The sequence below is a fragment of the Paraburkholderia heleia NBRC 101817 genome (assembly GCF_000739775.1).
In the GTDB taxonomy this organism is placed as follows: Bacteria; Pseudomonadota; Gammaproteobacteria; order Burkholderiales; family Burkholderiaceae; genus Paraburkholderia; species Paraburkholderia heleia.
This window is the reverse complement of the sequence record NZ_BBJH01000009.1, coordinates 179286-193434: the sequence shown is the minus strand read 5'-3', so window position 1 is coordinate 193434 and position 14149 is coordinate 179286. Positions and strand designations below refer to the sequence as shown.

Below are 14149 nucleotides of genomic sequence, written 5' to 3'. Positions count from 1 at the left end.
AGGGCTGAAGAAATTGTACCGCCGCGCCTTGCATGTGTTCAGTCCATGATCTGGAACAGTACCTTTCACCAAACGACAAGAATCATGCTTGAAAAAGCGTCGCATTCGCGCTAGGCCAGACCCTGCGCGGGTTTGCCGCACCGTCGCGGGCGCACAACGGATTATCCATACTGACCATTTTGTCGCACCCAATAATCAAACAGAAAATCTCTTTATATGCAATCACTTACGGCGACTAATGCCAATCTCGAAATGAAGTGGGCGCATTGTTGCTTCGATTTGCGTAAATACGCCGAATCTCGGACTACACTTCGTGGCGAATCATCCGGGCACGATATCGATTTCCAGAATATTCGGCCTGAAATTCCCCAAGTTCTGACCGGAGAAAAACATGAAAAAAGCACTCATTGCTGCAGGCGTCCTCAGTGCATTTGCGATAAGCGCCCATGCGCAAAGCAGCGTCACGCTTTACGGCTCGCTCGACGCCGGCATCGTCTACGCGAACAACGTCAACGGCCACAGCCTGTGGGCTCAGGGCAGCGGCGCGCTCTCGAACAACTACTTCGGCTTTCGCGGCGCCGAAGACCTGGGCGGCGGCCTGAAGGCGATCTTCACCCTCGAGAGCGGCTTCAATCTCAACAACGGCGGCTACAAGAACGGCGATAACGGCTTCAACCGCCAGGCCTGGGTCGGCCTGAAGAGCGATCAGTTCGGCACGCTCACGCTCGGCCGGCAGTATGACTCGATGGTCGATTACCTCTCGCCGCTCTCGGAAGCCGGCGCGGGCTTCGGCAACAATCTCGCGGGCCACCCGTTCGACAACGACAATCTCGCGCAAAGCTATTCGATCAAGAACTCGGTCAAGTACGCCAGCGCGAACTACGAGGGCTTCCAGTTCGGCGGTCTGTACGGCTTCAGCAACGACGTGAACGGCTTCGCGAATGGCCGCGCGTGGAGCGTGGGCGCATCGTACGGCAACGGCCCGCTGAACTTCGCAGCCGCCTACTCGCAACAGAACAACTCCGGCGGCCTCGGCGCCGCGAACAGCGCAGCTTCGGCCGACCAGAACATCTCGGCGCGGCTGCAGCGCTCGTTCGGCGCAGGCGTGAACTACACCTACGGCCCGGCACAGGTTGGCTTCGTATGGACGCACTCGCAGATCGACGGCATGCAGAGTCTCTCGAGTGGCGGCAGCGCGCCGCTGCCGGGCCTCTCGGGCCTGAACCTGCACGTCGACAACTATGAGCTCAACGGCGCTTACCATCTGACGCCAGCCCTCGCGTTCATCGGCTCCTACACGTTCACTGACGGCACAGTCACGGGCAATGGCAGCAACAACAGCCCGAAGTGGCACACCGTGTTGCTTGGCACCGACTACTCGTTGAGCAAGCGCACGGACGTCTATCTCGCCGGCGTCTACCAGCACGCGTCGGGCTCGCTCGGCTATAACGCCGACGGCTCGGGCATCGCGAACGCCGCTGCGATCAATACGCTCTCGCCTTCTTCGACGAACAACCAGGTGGCTGCGACAGTCGGTCTGCGTCACCGCTTCTGATCGCGCGGGGTTCGGCAAACCCGGCGCGACCCGCCACGCTGCCTTGCCTGTGCGAAACGCACATGCGCCACAAGCGCATGTGCGTTTTTTCTTGTGAGTTGTTGCATCTTTTTACGTCTGCGTGGACCTTGATCCAGATCAAGGTGCGTATACTCATTGGCATCAACCGCTGCTTCGATATTTTCGATATTGTCACGCCGCCTATGAAAACACTCACGCAACGACTCCTCGCCGCAACTCCGCTCGCGCTCATCGCCGCTTGCGGATCGACACCGCCCTCCGGCACCGCTTCGAACGGCGAGCCGATGATCTACGCTTCGTCGGCGCGTTCGGCGTCGTCGGTCGCCAGTTGCCTCGAAGGCCGCCTGCCGCGCACGCACACTTCGCGTGACGGCAATACGACCGAGCTGAGCGTCGGCTCGCGCTCGGACGCGTCGTACTTCGTCACGCTCACACCGAACGGCCACGGCTCGGTCATTCGCGTCACGCACGGCGCTTCGGCGTCGAATGATCCGCCTGAAGAAGAACTGCGCTTCGACGTGGCGCGCTGCACGACCTGACGCGCGAACGCCTGGCGCCAGCACTGCACGCGCCACGTGACGGACCGCATGTCGCCCGCATCTCCCCCTGTCATAACGGCGACACATCTGCGAAGATTGCGCCCCCTTCGACTTCGCAACACACCGCTTCATGGCATCAGGCACCGCACATCACGCCACGGGCTGGGCCGCCGGCGTCATCGCCGCCGCAATCGTCACACATCAGGGCGCCGATAGCGCATGGCATCTCTACGCCGCGCTCGCGTTCGCGGCGGGTGTAGCGGGCGGATCGGCGCCCGACTGGCTGGAGGTCGCATGGTGGAGCAAGAAGCGGCGACTCTGGATCACGCATCGCACGTTCACGCACTGGGGCATCGGCTGGATCGCGTTGCTCGTCTGGTCGTATCGCACACTCGGACACCTGCCGCTCGCGGCGCCCACGTTCGGCTTCGCTTGCGGAGGCATGATCCATCTGCTCGCCGACTGGCCCAATCCGCTCGGAGTGCCGTGGATCTTTCAGCGGCACTCGCTGAACTGGTGGCGCAGCGGTCGCTGCGACCTGATCGTCGTCGCCGCGTCGTGGGTTGCCGCATGGTTTTTCGCCGTGCATGGCGTGCCGCACGACTGGTCGCTCGCGCCGCTGCGTCGGCTCGTCTGATCCATCAGGCTTGCCTGGTAACAGGCGCCGGCACGCCGGGTAAACGCCGGGCCTGATCAGGCGCGACAGCACCAATGAATCTGGCAACGTTTATTATCGTTCCAATAAAAGCCAAAATAAAAACGGCGCCCCTTTAAAGGGCGCCGCCACTGAATCGCGTTACGCGGAATTCAGGCGTTCTGCTCGCACTCCGCGCGGCCCATGCGGTAGCCGACGATCAGCCCGGCGTCGTATGCCGACTCCAGCGCGCGGCCAATATCCTCTGCGCTCGCGAGGTGCACGTCGGCGGTCGGCTTCCCGGTCAGTTCGAAGCTCTCGATCCCGAGCGTTCTTCGCGAGATTGCCAGCAATAATTCGAGTCGTTCGTCATGCATCTTGCGCTCTCCACTTGATCCAAATCATCTGATTACAATGATAAATATCAAAACCCGTGCGAGCCGCGGCGCATGGACGCATTTTGAGGTACTGCTCTAATATCAAACCCAGAAAATCTTTAAATATTGTTAAATCATCGATGGAGTAATTTTTAAAATCGTTAAATCGGATTATTTTAATCCACAATTAAATAGGGTCTCGACGCATGAAGGCTGCCCATGGCGCCGAGCCGGCGTCGCGGCCCGGCCCAGCCCGGCCCAGCCCGGCCAGGCGTGGCCTGGGTTTCGTGCGGGCAACCGTTTGATATGATCGGCAAGACATCGCGCGGCCCAACAGGGCTTTTCGTCAGTCTTCGAACGTAGCCCATGGACTCCACGCTCACCCCATCCGCCAGCACGGCGACCACCGACCTCGGCCGCCGCGTGCGCGCCGCACGCGTCGCCCAGGACCTGACGCTCGATACGGCCAGCCGCCTGTGCGGCGTCTCGCGCTCGACCCTGTCGAAAGTCGAAAACGGGCTCATGTCGCCCACCTTCGACGTGCTGCAAAAGATCGTCGGCGGGCTCCGAATCGACCTGGCCGAACTGTTCGGCACCCCGCCCAGGCTCAATGCGGGCGGCCGCCGCGCGCTCACGCGCAGCGGCACGGGCCAGCGTCACGCCTATCGCGGCTATCAAATGGAGTTGCTCGCCACCGATCTCGCGCACAAGGCAATGCTGCCGTTTCGCATCCGTATCACGGCGCATTCGCTCGACGCGTTCGACGACTGGGGCCGCCACGAAGGCGAAGAGTTTCTCTACGTGATCAGCGGCAGCGTGTGCCTGTATTCGGAGCTGTATGCGCCCACCTGTCTGGACGCGGGCGACAGCCTCTACTTCGACAGCCGCACGGGTCACGCGGCCATTTCGACGAGCGAGGAAGACGCCGAAGTGCTGTGGATGGCCACGAGCGCGCGCCTGCCCGGCATCGCGCCGGAAACGCCGGCAACGTCGAAGTCACGCCCCAGGGCGTAGCTCGCGGCCAACTGAATCTGGCGCGCAGCTTTGGGCCCTCGGGAGCCGTGAAGCTTTAACCCTTGGCGCCGGGCGAGCGCTTGCCGCCAGAAGGGTTGGCGGCGCGCGCTCGCCGCGTCCGGGGCGCAGCCGAGCCATCCAGCCGCACTTCGCGCTCGCGCGCCGCGCGCCGCACGGCTTCGATCAGTGCGCGACCGGCAGGTGTGGGCTGGGTATCGGTACGCTGAATCACCCCCACCGGCTCTTCGCCGCCCGCGGAAGGCAACGGCAGCCGCACCAGCGTCCCGCGCCGGAGGTCGTACTCGACGGCACCGTCGGGCACGAACCACACCGCGTCATTCTGGAGCGCGAGCGCGCGCCCCACCGAAACCGAAAGCAACTCGACGAACGCCGACAGCGGCGGCGCGCCCCAGGCGGCGAACAGACTGTCTGCCGCCTGGCGGATCAACGTGCCGAACGGCGGCAGCACCAGCGGGAACGATGCGAGCTGGGCCGGCAGCCCCGCCCCCTGCGCGAGTGGATGCCCCGCGCGCACCACCACGGCGAGCGGCTCGTTGTACAACTGCTCGAAGCTCAGGCCCACCATGCGCTCGGGGTCGGCGAGACGGCCCACCGCAAAGCTGATCGCCCCTGTCTTCAGCCGCTCGAGCAGTTCGGTGTTGGATCCCGTAACCAGACGCACGCTCACGCGCGGCCATTCCTCGCCGAAGTGGCGCAACGCGCTGGGCAGCAACGCCGTCGCCACCGTAGGCAGCACGCCGATATCGAGCGTTGCGGCCACCGCGCCTTCGTCTCGCGCGAGCAACGCCACGCCCTGGCGCAGCGCGCTCACGCAGGCGCTTGCGTGCGGCATGAAAAGCTGCCCCTCGCGCGTAGGCACCGCACCGTGCCGCCCGCGTTCGAACAGCTTCACGCCCAGCACCAGCTCCAGCTCGGCGATCGTCTTCGACACGGCGGGCTGCGTGACCGACAGACTTTCGGCGGCCTGCTGCACGCTGCCCATCTGCGCCACGGCAAGGAAACACTGTAGATGGCGGAATTTGACGCGTCCGTCCGCGAGCCGGTTTTGCATAACGATTCGTTATACGAGATGCGAAAAAACATCATTTTGCATAACTTTTCGCTTTGGATAAAGTGACTCCATCGGCCCGCAGCGGCAAATCGCTGCAGCAAACGAGCCCTTCCTCCAATAATCCACCCAGGAGACACCCCATGGACGAGTCCATCCTGTCGCCGCGCGACTTCGACTCGCACCCCGCGTACGTTTATCCGCCGTACCGTTCGTCGGTCAAACGCGGCCCCACGCTCCCGCTCATCCCCCTGAAGGAAAAGCTGCGCAACCAGCACGCGCCCGTGTACGGCACCGACGACCTCGGCGCGCTCGATCACGACCTCACGCGCAATGCGGCCAGGAATGGCGCGCCGCTCGGCGAGCGCATCATCGTGACGGGCCGCGTGCTCGACGAAGGCGGCAAGCCGGTGCGCAACACGCTCGTCGAAATCTGGCAGGCCAACGCCGCCGGCCGCTATGTGCACAAGCAGGACCAGCACGACGCGCCGCTCGATCCCAACTTCCTCGGCGCCGGCCGCGCGATCACCGATAACGACGGCCGCTATCGTTTCCTCACGATCAAGCCGGGCGCGTATCCCTGGGGCAATCACCCGAACGCGTGGCGTCCGAATCACATCCACTTCTCGTTGTTCGGCGACTACTTCGGCTCGCGTCTCGTCACGCAGATGTATTTCCCCGGCGACCCGCTGCTCGCGTTCGACCCGATCTACCAGGGCACGCCCGAAGACGCACGCGAGCGCTTGATTTCGCGCTTCTCGCTCGACACCACCGAAGAAGGCTACGCACTCGGCTACGAATTCGACATCGTGCTGCGCGGCCCTAACCAAACCCCTACGGAGCGTTGAACCATGGCACTCAAGGAAACGCCTTCGCAAACGGTCGGCCCGTACTTCGCCTACGGCCTGTGTCCGCAGCAATATGATTTCGACTTCAAGAGCCTCTTCACGGCCAACGTGGCCGGGCCTGAAACGCCGGGCGAGCACATCACGCTGATCGGCCGCGTGATCGACGGCGACGGCAACGCCGTGTTCGACGCGATGCTCGAGTTTTCGCAGGTCGACGCAAACGGCCGCTATCCGGCTTCGCGCGAGCAAATCGCCAAGGACGGCTTCCGCGGTTTTGCACGCGTGGGCACAGGTACGGATGCGCAGCAGCGCTTCATCGTGCACACCGTTAAGCCGGGCGTCGAGAACGCAGGCGAAGCGCCGCATCTGAACGTGATCGTGATGATGCGCGGGATGCTCACGCACACCTTCACGCGCATCTACTTCGAAGACGAAGCCGCCGCCAACGCCGCGGACCCTGTGCTCTCAGCCGTGCCCGCCGCGCGCCGCGGCACGCTCATCGCGCGCCGTAGCGAGCAGGCCGGCAGCATCGTCTACACGTTCGACATCCGCATGCAGGGCGAACAGGAAACGGTGTTCTTCGATCTTTAATGCAATAGCGGATACGCGAGCCGGATCGCGCGGACTTTCACGTGGCTTTCATGAATTGGCCCTATGATCGTGCCGCTGCGATCTGATCGCGGAACTCCGAGCTGTACCTTGTGAAGCCTGCCATGCGCAGGCTTCTTTTTTTGCCGCGCGCTTGCGGCCTGCTGCACGCTCAGCCGAGCGGCCGCACGCCGATCAGCACGCCATGCAGCCAGAAGGCGAACACGGCCCAGACCACGAGCCCGACCACGACGACGATCGCGTCGCGCGAAACCTGTCCTGCCGGATAGACCACCCCGGCTTCGCGATCGCGCCGGTTCTCGCCCCGCAACTCGAACAACGCCCAGACGAGGAAAACCCCGAAGAGAACGATGTCGTTGAGCGTGCCGTTCGCGAGCAGATGCGCGAACGCCCAAAGCGCGACGCCGCTCACGAACGGCTGGCCGAGCGCACGCTTGAAGTGATTGCCCGGCACATAGGCCGCGACGATCATGATGAAGGCGATGGCGGTGAAGAGCGCCGTGACATGCGCCGTCCAGAACGGCGGCAGCCAGATCGGCACGGGATAGCGGCGTGAAAGTCCGTAGCCATAGACGATCAGGACGAAGCCCAGAATGGAGAGCAACGCGAACGCGCCTCGCCAGGCACGCGGACCCACGCGCTCGATCTGCGCGGCGCGCCACGGCCCTGCCACGATGCGGATCGAATGGACACCAATGAAAATCGCGAGGCCCAGCACAAGTATCGCCATCACAACCTCCCTGCCGCAGCAAGAACGCAATGGGCGAGATTGTCGCGCAGCTTGATCGCGTGGCCAACCGGTGTTTTCAAAAAAGCTGACTAATTACGCACGCGCAAATGCCGACAAGGACAATGCATAAATCAATGCGCACCTAAACCGGCACGGCATTTCAGGAGGCGCAATTAAACCCGGCTCGCGCCGAAGGGCATTTTAAAACCATGCTGAATAAAACTGGGCGCCGCGCCAATGCGCGGGCTTTGCGGCTTGTGCTGCGAACGGTCTGGCAATCGTACGGCAGCACCGGCGCGCATTCGCGCACCGTCATGGCTAGCAGCGAAAATGCTCGATATCCTGTCCCGCGTGCTTATAGCGCAACAGCCAGGACGGCATATCGCCCTCGCCATTCCACGTATTCCCGTATGCGTCGCGGTACTTGGGTAGTTTTTCGCTTTCGGCAATAGACGCTTCAAGCTCTTCGAACGTAATGCCGTACTCTTCCATGCGGCGCCGAATCCACACGATGAGCCGTTCGCGCGCCTCTCCATCGAGGTCGAACATCGATTAATTCCTCTCGCTTCGTCAAGGGCAAGGCACCGATACAACGATCGGCAGAGAATCGTCTTCCCTGAAAAGACAAAGGCTTCGCGAACGAACTGCGAAGCCTTGCTGCACTGATGAGGGGGTCTGGGTGTGGAGCCCGCGACCGGTTCGGAGGGGATCTGCAGTCCGCTGCTCCGCTCTCAGGTGACGCCGCTACAGGTGAGCGAACGTTTGCTGCAAGCGGAACCCATGATACCTTGCGCGCGCGGCACAGATCAAGCGGTTTCAAGGCGGAGCGGGCCTCTGCGGCCCGCTCCGCTGCTTTAGCGCGAGGCCGCCGCGCCGGTTGCGCGCCGCTCTGGTGCAGGTTTGCTTTCGGCAACGTTCACCTCGCCCAGGCCGCGCGCCAGCACGGGTGCGAGCGCCGCACCGGTATGGCTCGCCCGCACTTTCGCGAGCGCTTCGGGATCGGCTGCGGCGACGATCGTGCCGCCGCCCACGCCGCCTTCGGGCCCGAGATCGATGATCCAGTCGGCTTCGGCGATCACGTCGAGGTCGTGCTCGATCACGACGACGCTATGCCCCGCATCCGCAAGCCGGTGCAGCACGCTGATGAGGCGCGCGACGTCGGCCATGTGCAGGCCCACCGTAGGCTCGTCGAGCACATAGAGCGTGTGCGGCGCCTTCTGGCCGCGGCGCGTGATGTCGTCGCGCACCTTCGAGAGCTCGGTCACGAGCTTGATGCGCTGCGCCTCGCCGCCCGAGAGCGTGGGCGAAGGCTGGCCGAGCGTGAGGTAGCCTAGACCCACGTCCTTCATGAGCTGCAGCGGGTGCGAAATACTCGTGATCGAGCCGAAGAACGCCACCGCCTCGTCGATTTCCATCGTCAGCACTTCGCCGATGTTCCGGCCGCGCCACGTGACAGCCAGCGTCTCAGGATTGAAGCGCTGGCCGTGGCACACGTCGCACGGCACCTTCACGTCGGGCAGGAAGCTCATGCCGATGGTGCGCACGCCCTGGCCTTCGCACGCGGGACAGCGTCCGTCGCCGGTATTGAAGGAGAAACGCGACGCGCTATAGCCGCGGGCACGCGCCTCGAGCGTATCGGCGAAAAGGCGGCGGATCGCATCCCACACGCCGATATAGGTCGCGGGACACGAGCGCGGCGTTTTGCCGATCGGCGTCTGGTCGACTTCGAGCACGCGGTCGATGCTTTCCCATCCGCTAATCGAATCGCAGCCCTGCCACGTATGCGAAACCTCGAGCTTCGGCTTCGCGCTCGTGCGCGCGAGCACGCTCGAACGGCGTTCGGCCGCGCCCGGCGCTTTCTCCTTCACGGCCTTGCGCGCGCGGCGCTCGGCAGGCGAAGACAGCACCGAACGCCCCACGGCGTCGAGCAGATTGGAAAGCAGCACGTCGCGCGCGAGCGTGGACTTGCCGGAGCCGCTCACGCCCGTAATCGCCACGAGGCGCCCGAGCGGAATCTGCGCGGTGACGTTGCGCAGGTTGTGCAGCTTGCCGCCGTGCACGGTGAGCCAGTGGCCCGGCACCGCCTCGCGTCCCGCGCGCGCCGGACGCACTTCGCGGCGCGGCTGCAGCGGGTGCTGGATCGGCTGCGCGAGATAGCGGCCCGTGAGCGAATCGGCCTGCGCCGCGAGGTCGGCGACACTGCCCTGCGCGACCACGCGGCCGCCGCGCTTGCCCGCGCTCGGACCGATGTCGATGATGTGATCGGCGCGCCGGATGGTGTCTTCGTCGTGCTCGACCACGACGAGCGTGTTGCCCTTCTCGCCGAGGCTGCGCAGCGCGTCCAGCAGGATCTGGTTGTCGCGCGGATGCAGGCCGATGGTCGGTTCGTCGAGCACGTAGCACACGCCCTGCAAGTTGCTGCCCAGTTGCGCCGCAAGACGAATGCGCTGCGCCTCGCCACCCGAGAGGCTCGGCGCGGCGCGATCGAGGCTCAGATAGCCGAGCCCCACCTCCTCCAGGAACTGGAGCCGGCTGCGGATCTCGCTCACCACGTCGCGCGCGATCTGCGCGTCGCGGCCGTTGAGCTTCAGTGTATCGATCCAGCGGCGCGTGTCCGCCACGGTCCACTGCGCGACCTCGACGATGGCATGCGCGTCGAACGTCACGGCGCGTGCCGCCGGATTCAGGCGCGTGCCGCCGCAATCGTGGCACGGCTCGTCGACCATGCCGTCGGGCTCCTGCTCTTCCGAAGGCAAGGTTTGCTCGCGGCCACGGCCGTCTTCGGCAACGATCGTGTCGTCGTAGGCGGCGCGCTGCTCGCGCGTGAGCGCGAGGCCCGTGCCCACGCAGGTCGTGCACCAGCCGTGCTTGCTGTTGTACGAGAACATGCGCGGATCGAGTTCCGGATAGCTCGTGCCGCACACCGGGCAGGCGCGCCGCGTGGACAGCACCTTCACCTCGCCGATGCCCGCCGTCGAACCGCCATTGCCAATCACGTGATCGAGGCCGTCGAGCGGCGCGAGCAAGTGCACGATGCCCTTGCCCGCTTCGAGCGTCGCGCCGAGCATCGTGCGCAATTGGGCCTCGTTTTCGGGCTCGATCACGAGGTCGCCCACGGGCAGCTCGATCGTATGCTCGCGGAAGCGGTCGAGCTTGGGCCACGGCGCGACGGGCACGAATTCGCCATCCACGCGCAGATGCGTATTGCCGCGCGCCTTCGCCCACTTCGCGAGATCGGTATAGACGCCCTTGCGATTGACGACGAGCGGCGCGAGCAAACCGACATGCTGGCCGCGATGTTCGCGCAGCAGTTGCGCGACGATCGCATCGACGCTCTGCGATGTAACGGGCGTGCCGTCATGCACGCAGTGCTGCACGCCGAGCTTCACGTAAAGCAGACGCAGGAAGTGCCACACCTCGGAGGTCGTGGCGACCGTACTCTTGCGGCCGCCGCGCGAAAGGCGCTGCTCGATCGCGACGGTCGGCGGAATGCCGTACACGGCATCGACTTCGGGGCGGCCCGCGGGCTGCACGATCGAACGCGCATACGCGTTGAGCGATTCGAGGTAGCGCCGCTGGCCTTCGTGAAAGAGGATGTCGAACGCGAGCGTGGACTTGCCCGAGCCCGACACGCCCGTGATGACGTTGAAGCGGCCGTGCGGAATATCGACGTCGAGCGCCTTGAGATTGTGCTCGCGCGCGTTCACGATGCGCACCACATCCTCGCCCTGCACGTCGCGGCGCGCCTGCGCGGCACGCAACGCGGTTTGCAGCGCCACGCCCTCTTCTTCTGCGAGCAGTTCGGCGCCGCTGCCAAGCGCGGCTTCGTAGCGTTCGAGCGCCGCGCCCGTATGCGAGCGCGGACACGCGATCACGTCCTCCGGCGTGCCGACGCACACCACTTCGCCGCCCGCGTCGCCGCCTTCGGGGCCGAGATCGATCAGCCAGTCGGCGGCGCGGATCACGTCGAGATTGTGCTCGATCACGAGCAGCGAGTGACCGCCAGCGAGCAGCTTGCCGAAGGCGCGCATCAGCTTCGCGATGTCGTCGAAATGCAGACCCGTGGTCGGCTCGTCGAACATGAAGAGGCGGCCGCCCGCCTCCTTGCCGCGCGACTGCGCGGTTTCCGCGAGATAGCCCGCGAGCTTCAGGCGCTGCGCCTCACCGCCCGAGAGCGTCGGCACCGGCTGGCCGAGCTTCACGTATTCGAGCCCCACGTCGACGATAGGCTGCAGCACGCGCAATACTTCGGCATCCTCAGCGAAACATTGCACCGCTTCGCTCACCGTGAGGTCGAGCACGTCCGCGACCGACAGTGCACGGCCGGCGCGCTCGATCTTCACCTCCAGCACTTCAGGGCGATAGCGGCTGCCGTCGCAATCGGGGCATCGCAGGTACACATCGCTCAGGAACTGCATTTCGATATGCTCGAAGCCCGAGCCGCCGCACGTGGGGCAGCGACCTTCGCCCGAGTTGAAGCTGAACATGCCCGCCGTATAGCCGCGCTGCTTCGCGAGCGTCGCCTTGGCGAACAGCTTGCGGATCTCGTCGAACGCGCCGACATAGCTGGCCGGATTCGAGCGCGCCGTCTTGCCGATCGGCGACTGGTCGACGAACACGGCGTCGCTGATCTGCTCCGCGCCGCTCAGCTTGCGGAACGTGCCCGGCGCTTCCGTCGCCTTGCCGAGATGCCGCGCGAGCGCGGGATAGAGCACGTCCTGCACGAGCGTGGATTTGCCCGAGCCCGAGACGCCCGTCACGCAAACGAGCCGCTGCAGCGGAATCTGCACGGTCACGTCGCGCAGGTTGTGCTCGCTCGCGCCGTCGAGCAGAAGATTCGGTGTGGACGCGTCGACCGGGCGCCGCTCCCAGTGCGAAGCGTCGGCCACGGCGCGGTGGCCGCCCAGGTACTCGCCCGTCAGGGTGCCCGAGGAGCGGATATCGTTCGGCGTGCCGTCGTAGACGATGGTGCCGCCGCGTTCGCCGGGTCCGGGGCCCATGTCGATGAGGCGGTCGGCCGCAAGCATCACAGAAGGGTCGTGCTCGACCACGACGAGCGTATTGCCCGCGTCGCGCAAGCGCTGCATCGCTTCGACGATACGGTTGAGGTCGCGCGGATGCAGGCCGATACTCGGCTCGTCGAGCACGAACAGCGTTTTCGTGAGCGACGTGCCGAGCGCCGTGGTCAGGTTGATGCGCTGCACTTCGCCGCCCGACAGCGTGCGGCTCTGGCGGTCGAGCGTGAGATAGCCGAGGCCCACGTCGCAAAGGTACTTCAGGCGCGTGCGCACTTCCTCGAGCAGCAGCTTCAGCGCGTCGTCGAGCAATGCTGAGGATAGCGAAAGATTGTCGAAGAAGCGGCGAATGCGCTCGATCGGCAGCAGCATCACGTCGTGCACGGTGAGGCCCGGCAGCGCTTCGAGCTGCGCGCGCGTCCAGTCCACGCCGTGCGGCAGGAAGCGCCCCGAAGGCGCGAGCACTTCGTCCGCGTTCTGCCGCGTGCCGAGGCGCCATTGCAAGGCCTCGGTCTTCAGGCGCGCGCCGCCGCAGGTTTCGCACGGCGTGTAGCTGCGGTACTTCGACAGCAGCACGCGAATGTGCATCTTGTAGGCCTTCGACTCCAGGTACTGGAAGAAGCGCTTCACGCCGTACCACTGCGTCTGCCAGCTGCCCTTCCAGTCCGGTGCGCCGTTGATGACCCAGTCGCGCTGCGCCTGCGTCAGCTCCGACCATGCCGTATCGCGCGCAATGCCGGCTTTCGCGGCATAGCGCATCAGGTCGTCCTGGCATTCCTTCCACGCCGGCGTTTGCAGCGGCTTGATCGCGCCGCCGCGCAGCGTCTTGCGCTCGTCGGGGATCACGAGCCCCCAATCCACGCCGATCACGCGGCCAAAACCGCGGCACGCGTCGCAGGCGCCGTAGGCCGAGTTGAACGAGAACAGCGCGGGCTGCGGATCGGCGTAGCGCAGATCGCTGTCCGGGCAATGCAGCCCCGTCGAGAAGCGCCAGATCTGCGGCTCGGCCGCGGCTTCGGCGTCGCCGCTCCCGAGCACGTAAATGTTCACGCGCCCGCTGCCGCGCCTGAGCGAGGCCTCGATCGCCTCGATCGCGCGGCTCTTCTCCACGTTCTGCATGCGGAAACGGTCGGCGACCACGTCGAGCAGCTTGCGCGTGCCTTCGGCGGCCTTCACCTCGCGCTGTGCCTGCACGCGCGTATAGCCGCTCGCGGAGAGCCACTGCGCGACTTCTTCCTCGGTGGTCGTATCGGGCAACTCGACCGGAAACGTCACCACGAGACGCGGGTCGCCCGCGGCCGTGCGCGCCATCAGTTCGGCGTAAATCGTCTCGGGCGTGTCGTGCCGCACGGGCTGCGCCGTGACGCGGTCGAACAGATTCGCGGCGCGCGCGTAGAGCAGCTTCAGGTGGTCGTTCAGCTCCGTCATCGTGCCGACCGTGGAACGCGAACTGCGCACGGGGTTGGTCTGGTCGATGGCGATGGCTGGCGGCACGCCGTCCACGCGATCGACCTGCGGCCGGTCCATGCGGTCGAGGAACTGGCGCGCGTAGGCGCTGAAGGTTTCGACGTAGCGGCGCTGGCCTTCGGCGTAAAGCGTGTCGAAGACGAGGCTCGACTTGCCCGAGCCCGAAGGCCCGGTGACGACCGTCATTTCACCCGTGTGCAGGTCGAGGTCGAGGTTCTTGAGGTTGTGCTGGCGGGCACCACGGATTCGGATGGATCGGTTTTCGCTCACT

Annotated in this window: 11 protein-coding genes; 6 read left to right on the top strand and 5 right to left on the bottom strand. The window is 65.1% G+C overall.

Annotated features, from left to right (window positions below):
* Window positions 1-391: 391 nt before the first annotated feature.
* From BHE01S_RS10810 to BHE01S_RS10800, 3 genes are all read left to right on the top strand, one after another.
* Window positions 392-1555 carry a porin gene (locus BHE01S_RS10810; RefSeq protein WP_042263588.1) on the top strand — a complete coding sequence of 388 codons (1164 nt, stop codon included), beginning with the start codon at window positions 392-394 and terminating at the stop codon, window positions 1553-1555.
* A 143-nt stretch (window positions 1556-1698) separates the two neighbouring features.
* Window positions 1699-2115: a sugar ABC transporter ATPase gene (locus tag BHE01S_RS10805; protein WP_245639700.1), complete on the top strand. Its 417-nt coding sequence runs from the start codon at window positions 1699-1701 to the stop codon at window positions 2113-2115.
* A gap of 130 nt (window positions 2116-2245) precedes the next feature.
* On the top strand, window positions 2246-2752 hold the full coding sequence (locus BHE01S_RS10800) for a metal-dependent hydrolase (RefSeq protein ID WP_042263586.1): 507 nt from the start codon (window positions 2246-2248) through the stop codon (window positions 2750-2752).
* 170 nt (window positions 2753-2922) lie between these two features.
* Here BHE01S_RS10800 and BHE01S_RS10795 read toward each other — a convergent pair whose 3' ends face one another.
* Window positions 2923-3126, bottom strand: a complete 204-nt coding sequence (locus tag BHE01S_RS10795; protein WP_042263585.1) for a DUF6900 domain-containing protein — start codon at window positions 3124-3126, stop codon at window positions 2923-2925.
* 366 nt (window positions 3127-3492) lie between these two features.
* Here BHE01S_RS10795 and BHE01S_RS10790 point away from each other — a divergent pair, with 366 nt between their 5' ends.
* Complete coding sequence (locus tag BHE01S_RS10790; RefSeq protein ID WP_042263583.1) at window positions 3493-4140, top strand: helix-turn-helix domain-containing protein; 648 nt, start codon at window positions 3493-3495, stop codon at window positions 4138-4140.
* 55 nt (window positions 4141-4195) lie between these two features.
* On the opposite strand, the gene pcaQ is transcribed toward BHE01S_RS10790, so the two are convergent.
* Window positions 4196-5212 (bottom strand): pca operon transcription factor PcaQ, encoded by a 1017-nt coding sequence (pcaQ, locus tag BHE01S_RS10785; protein ID WP_042263581.1) that lies wholly within the window; start codon window positions 5210-5212, stop codon window positions 4196-4198.
* Window positions 5213-5352: 140 nt separating this feature from the next.
* Here pcaQ and pcaH point away from each other — a divergent pair, with 140 nt between their 5' ends.
* Both pcaH and pcaG read left to right on the top strand, forming a co-directional pair.
* Window positions 5353-6057, top strand: coding sequence for a protocatechuate 3,4-dioxygenase subunit beta (gene pcaH / locus BHE01S_RS10780; protein WP_042263580.1), 705 nt, complete (start codon window positions 5353-5355; stop codon window positions 6055-6057).
* Between the two features lie 3 nt (window positions 6058-6060).
* A complete protein-coding gene (pcaG, locus tag BHE01S_RS10775) occupies window positions 6061-6648 on the top strand; it encodes a protocatechuate 3,4-dioxygenase subunit alpha (protein WP_042263579.1) in 588 nt (195 codons plus the stop codon).
* A 169-nt stretch (window positions 6649-6817) separates the two neighbouring features.
* Here the strand turns inward: pcaG and BHE01S_RS10770 are convergent, their stop codons facing one another.
* From BHE01S_RS10770 to uvrA, 3 genes are all read right to left on the bottom strand, one after another.
* Window positions 6818-7396, bottom strand: coding sequence for an NnrU family protein (locus BHE01S_RS10770; RefSeq protein WP_042263578.1), 579 nt, complete (start codon window positions 7394-7396; stop codon window positions 6818-6820).
* Window positions 7397-7714: 318 nt separating this feature from the next.
* Window positions 7715-7945 carry an H-NS histone family protein gene (locus BHE01S_RS10765; RefSeq protein WP_042263577.1) on the bottom strand — a complete coding sequence of 77 codons (231 nt, stop codon included), beginning with the start codon at window positions 7943-7945 and terminating at the stop codon, window positions 7715-7717.
* Window positions 7946-8250: 305 nt separating this feature from the next.
* Window positions 8251-14148, bottom strand: a complete 5898-nt coding sequence (gene uvrA / locus BHE01S_RS10760; RefSeq protein WP_042263721.1) for an excinuclease ABC subunit UvrA — start codon at window positions 14146-14148, stop codon at window positions 8251-8253.
* Between the last annotated feature and the right edge of the window lies 1 nt (window position 14149).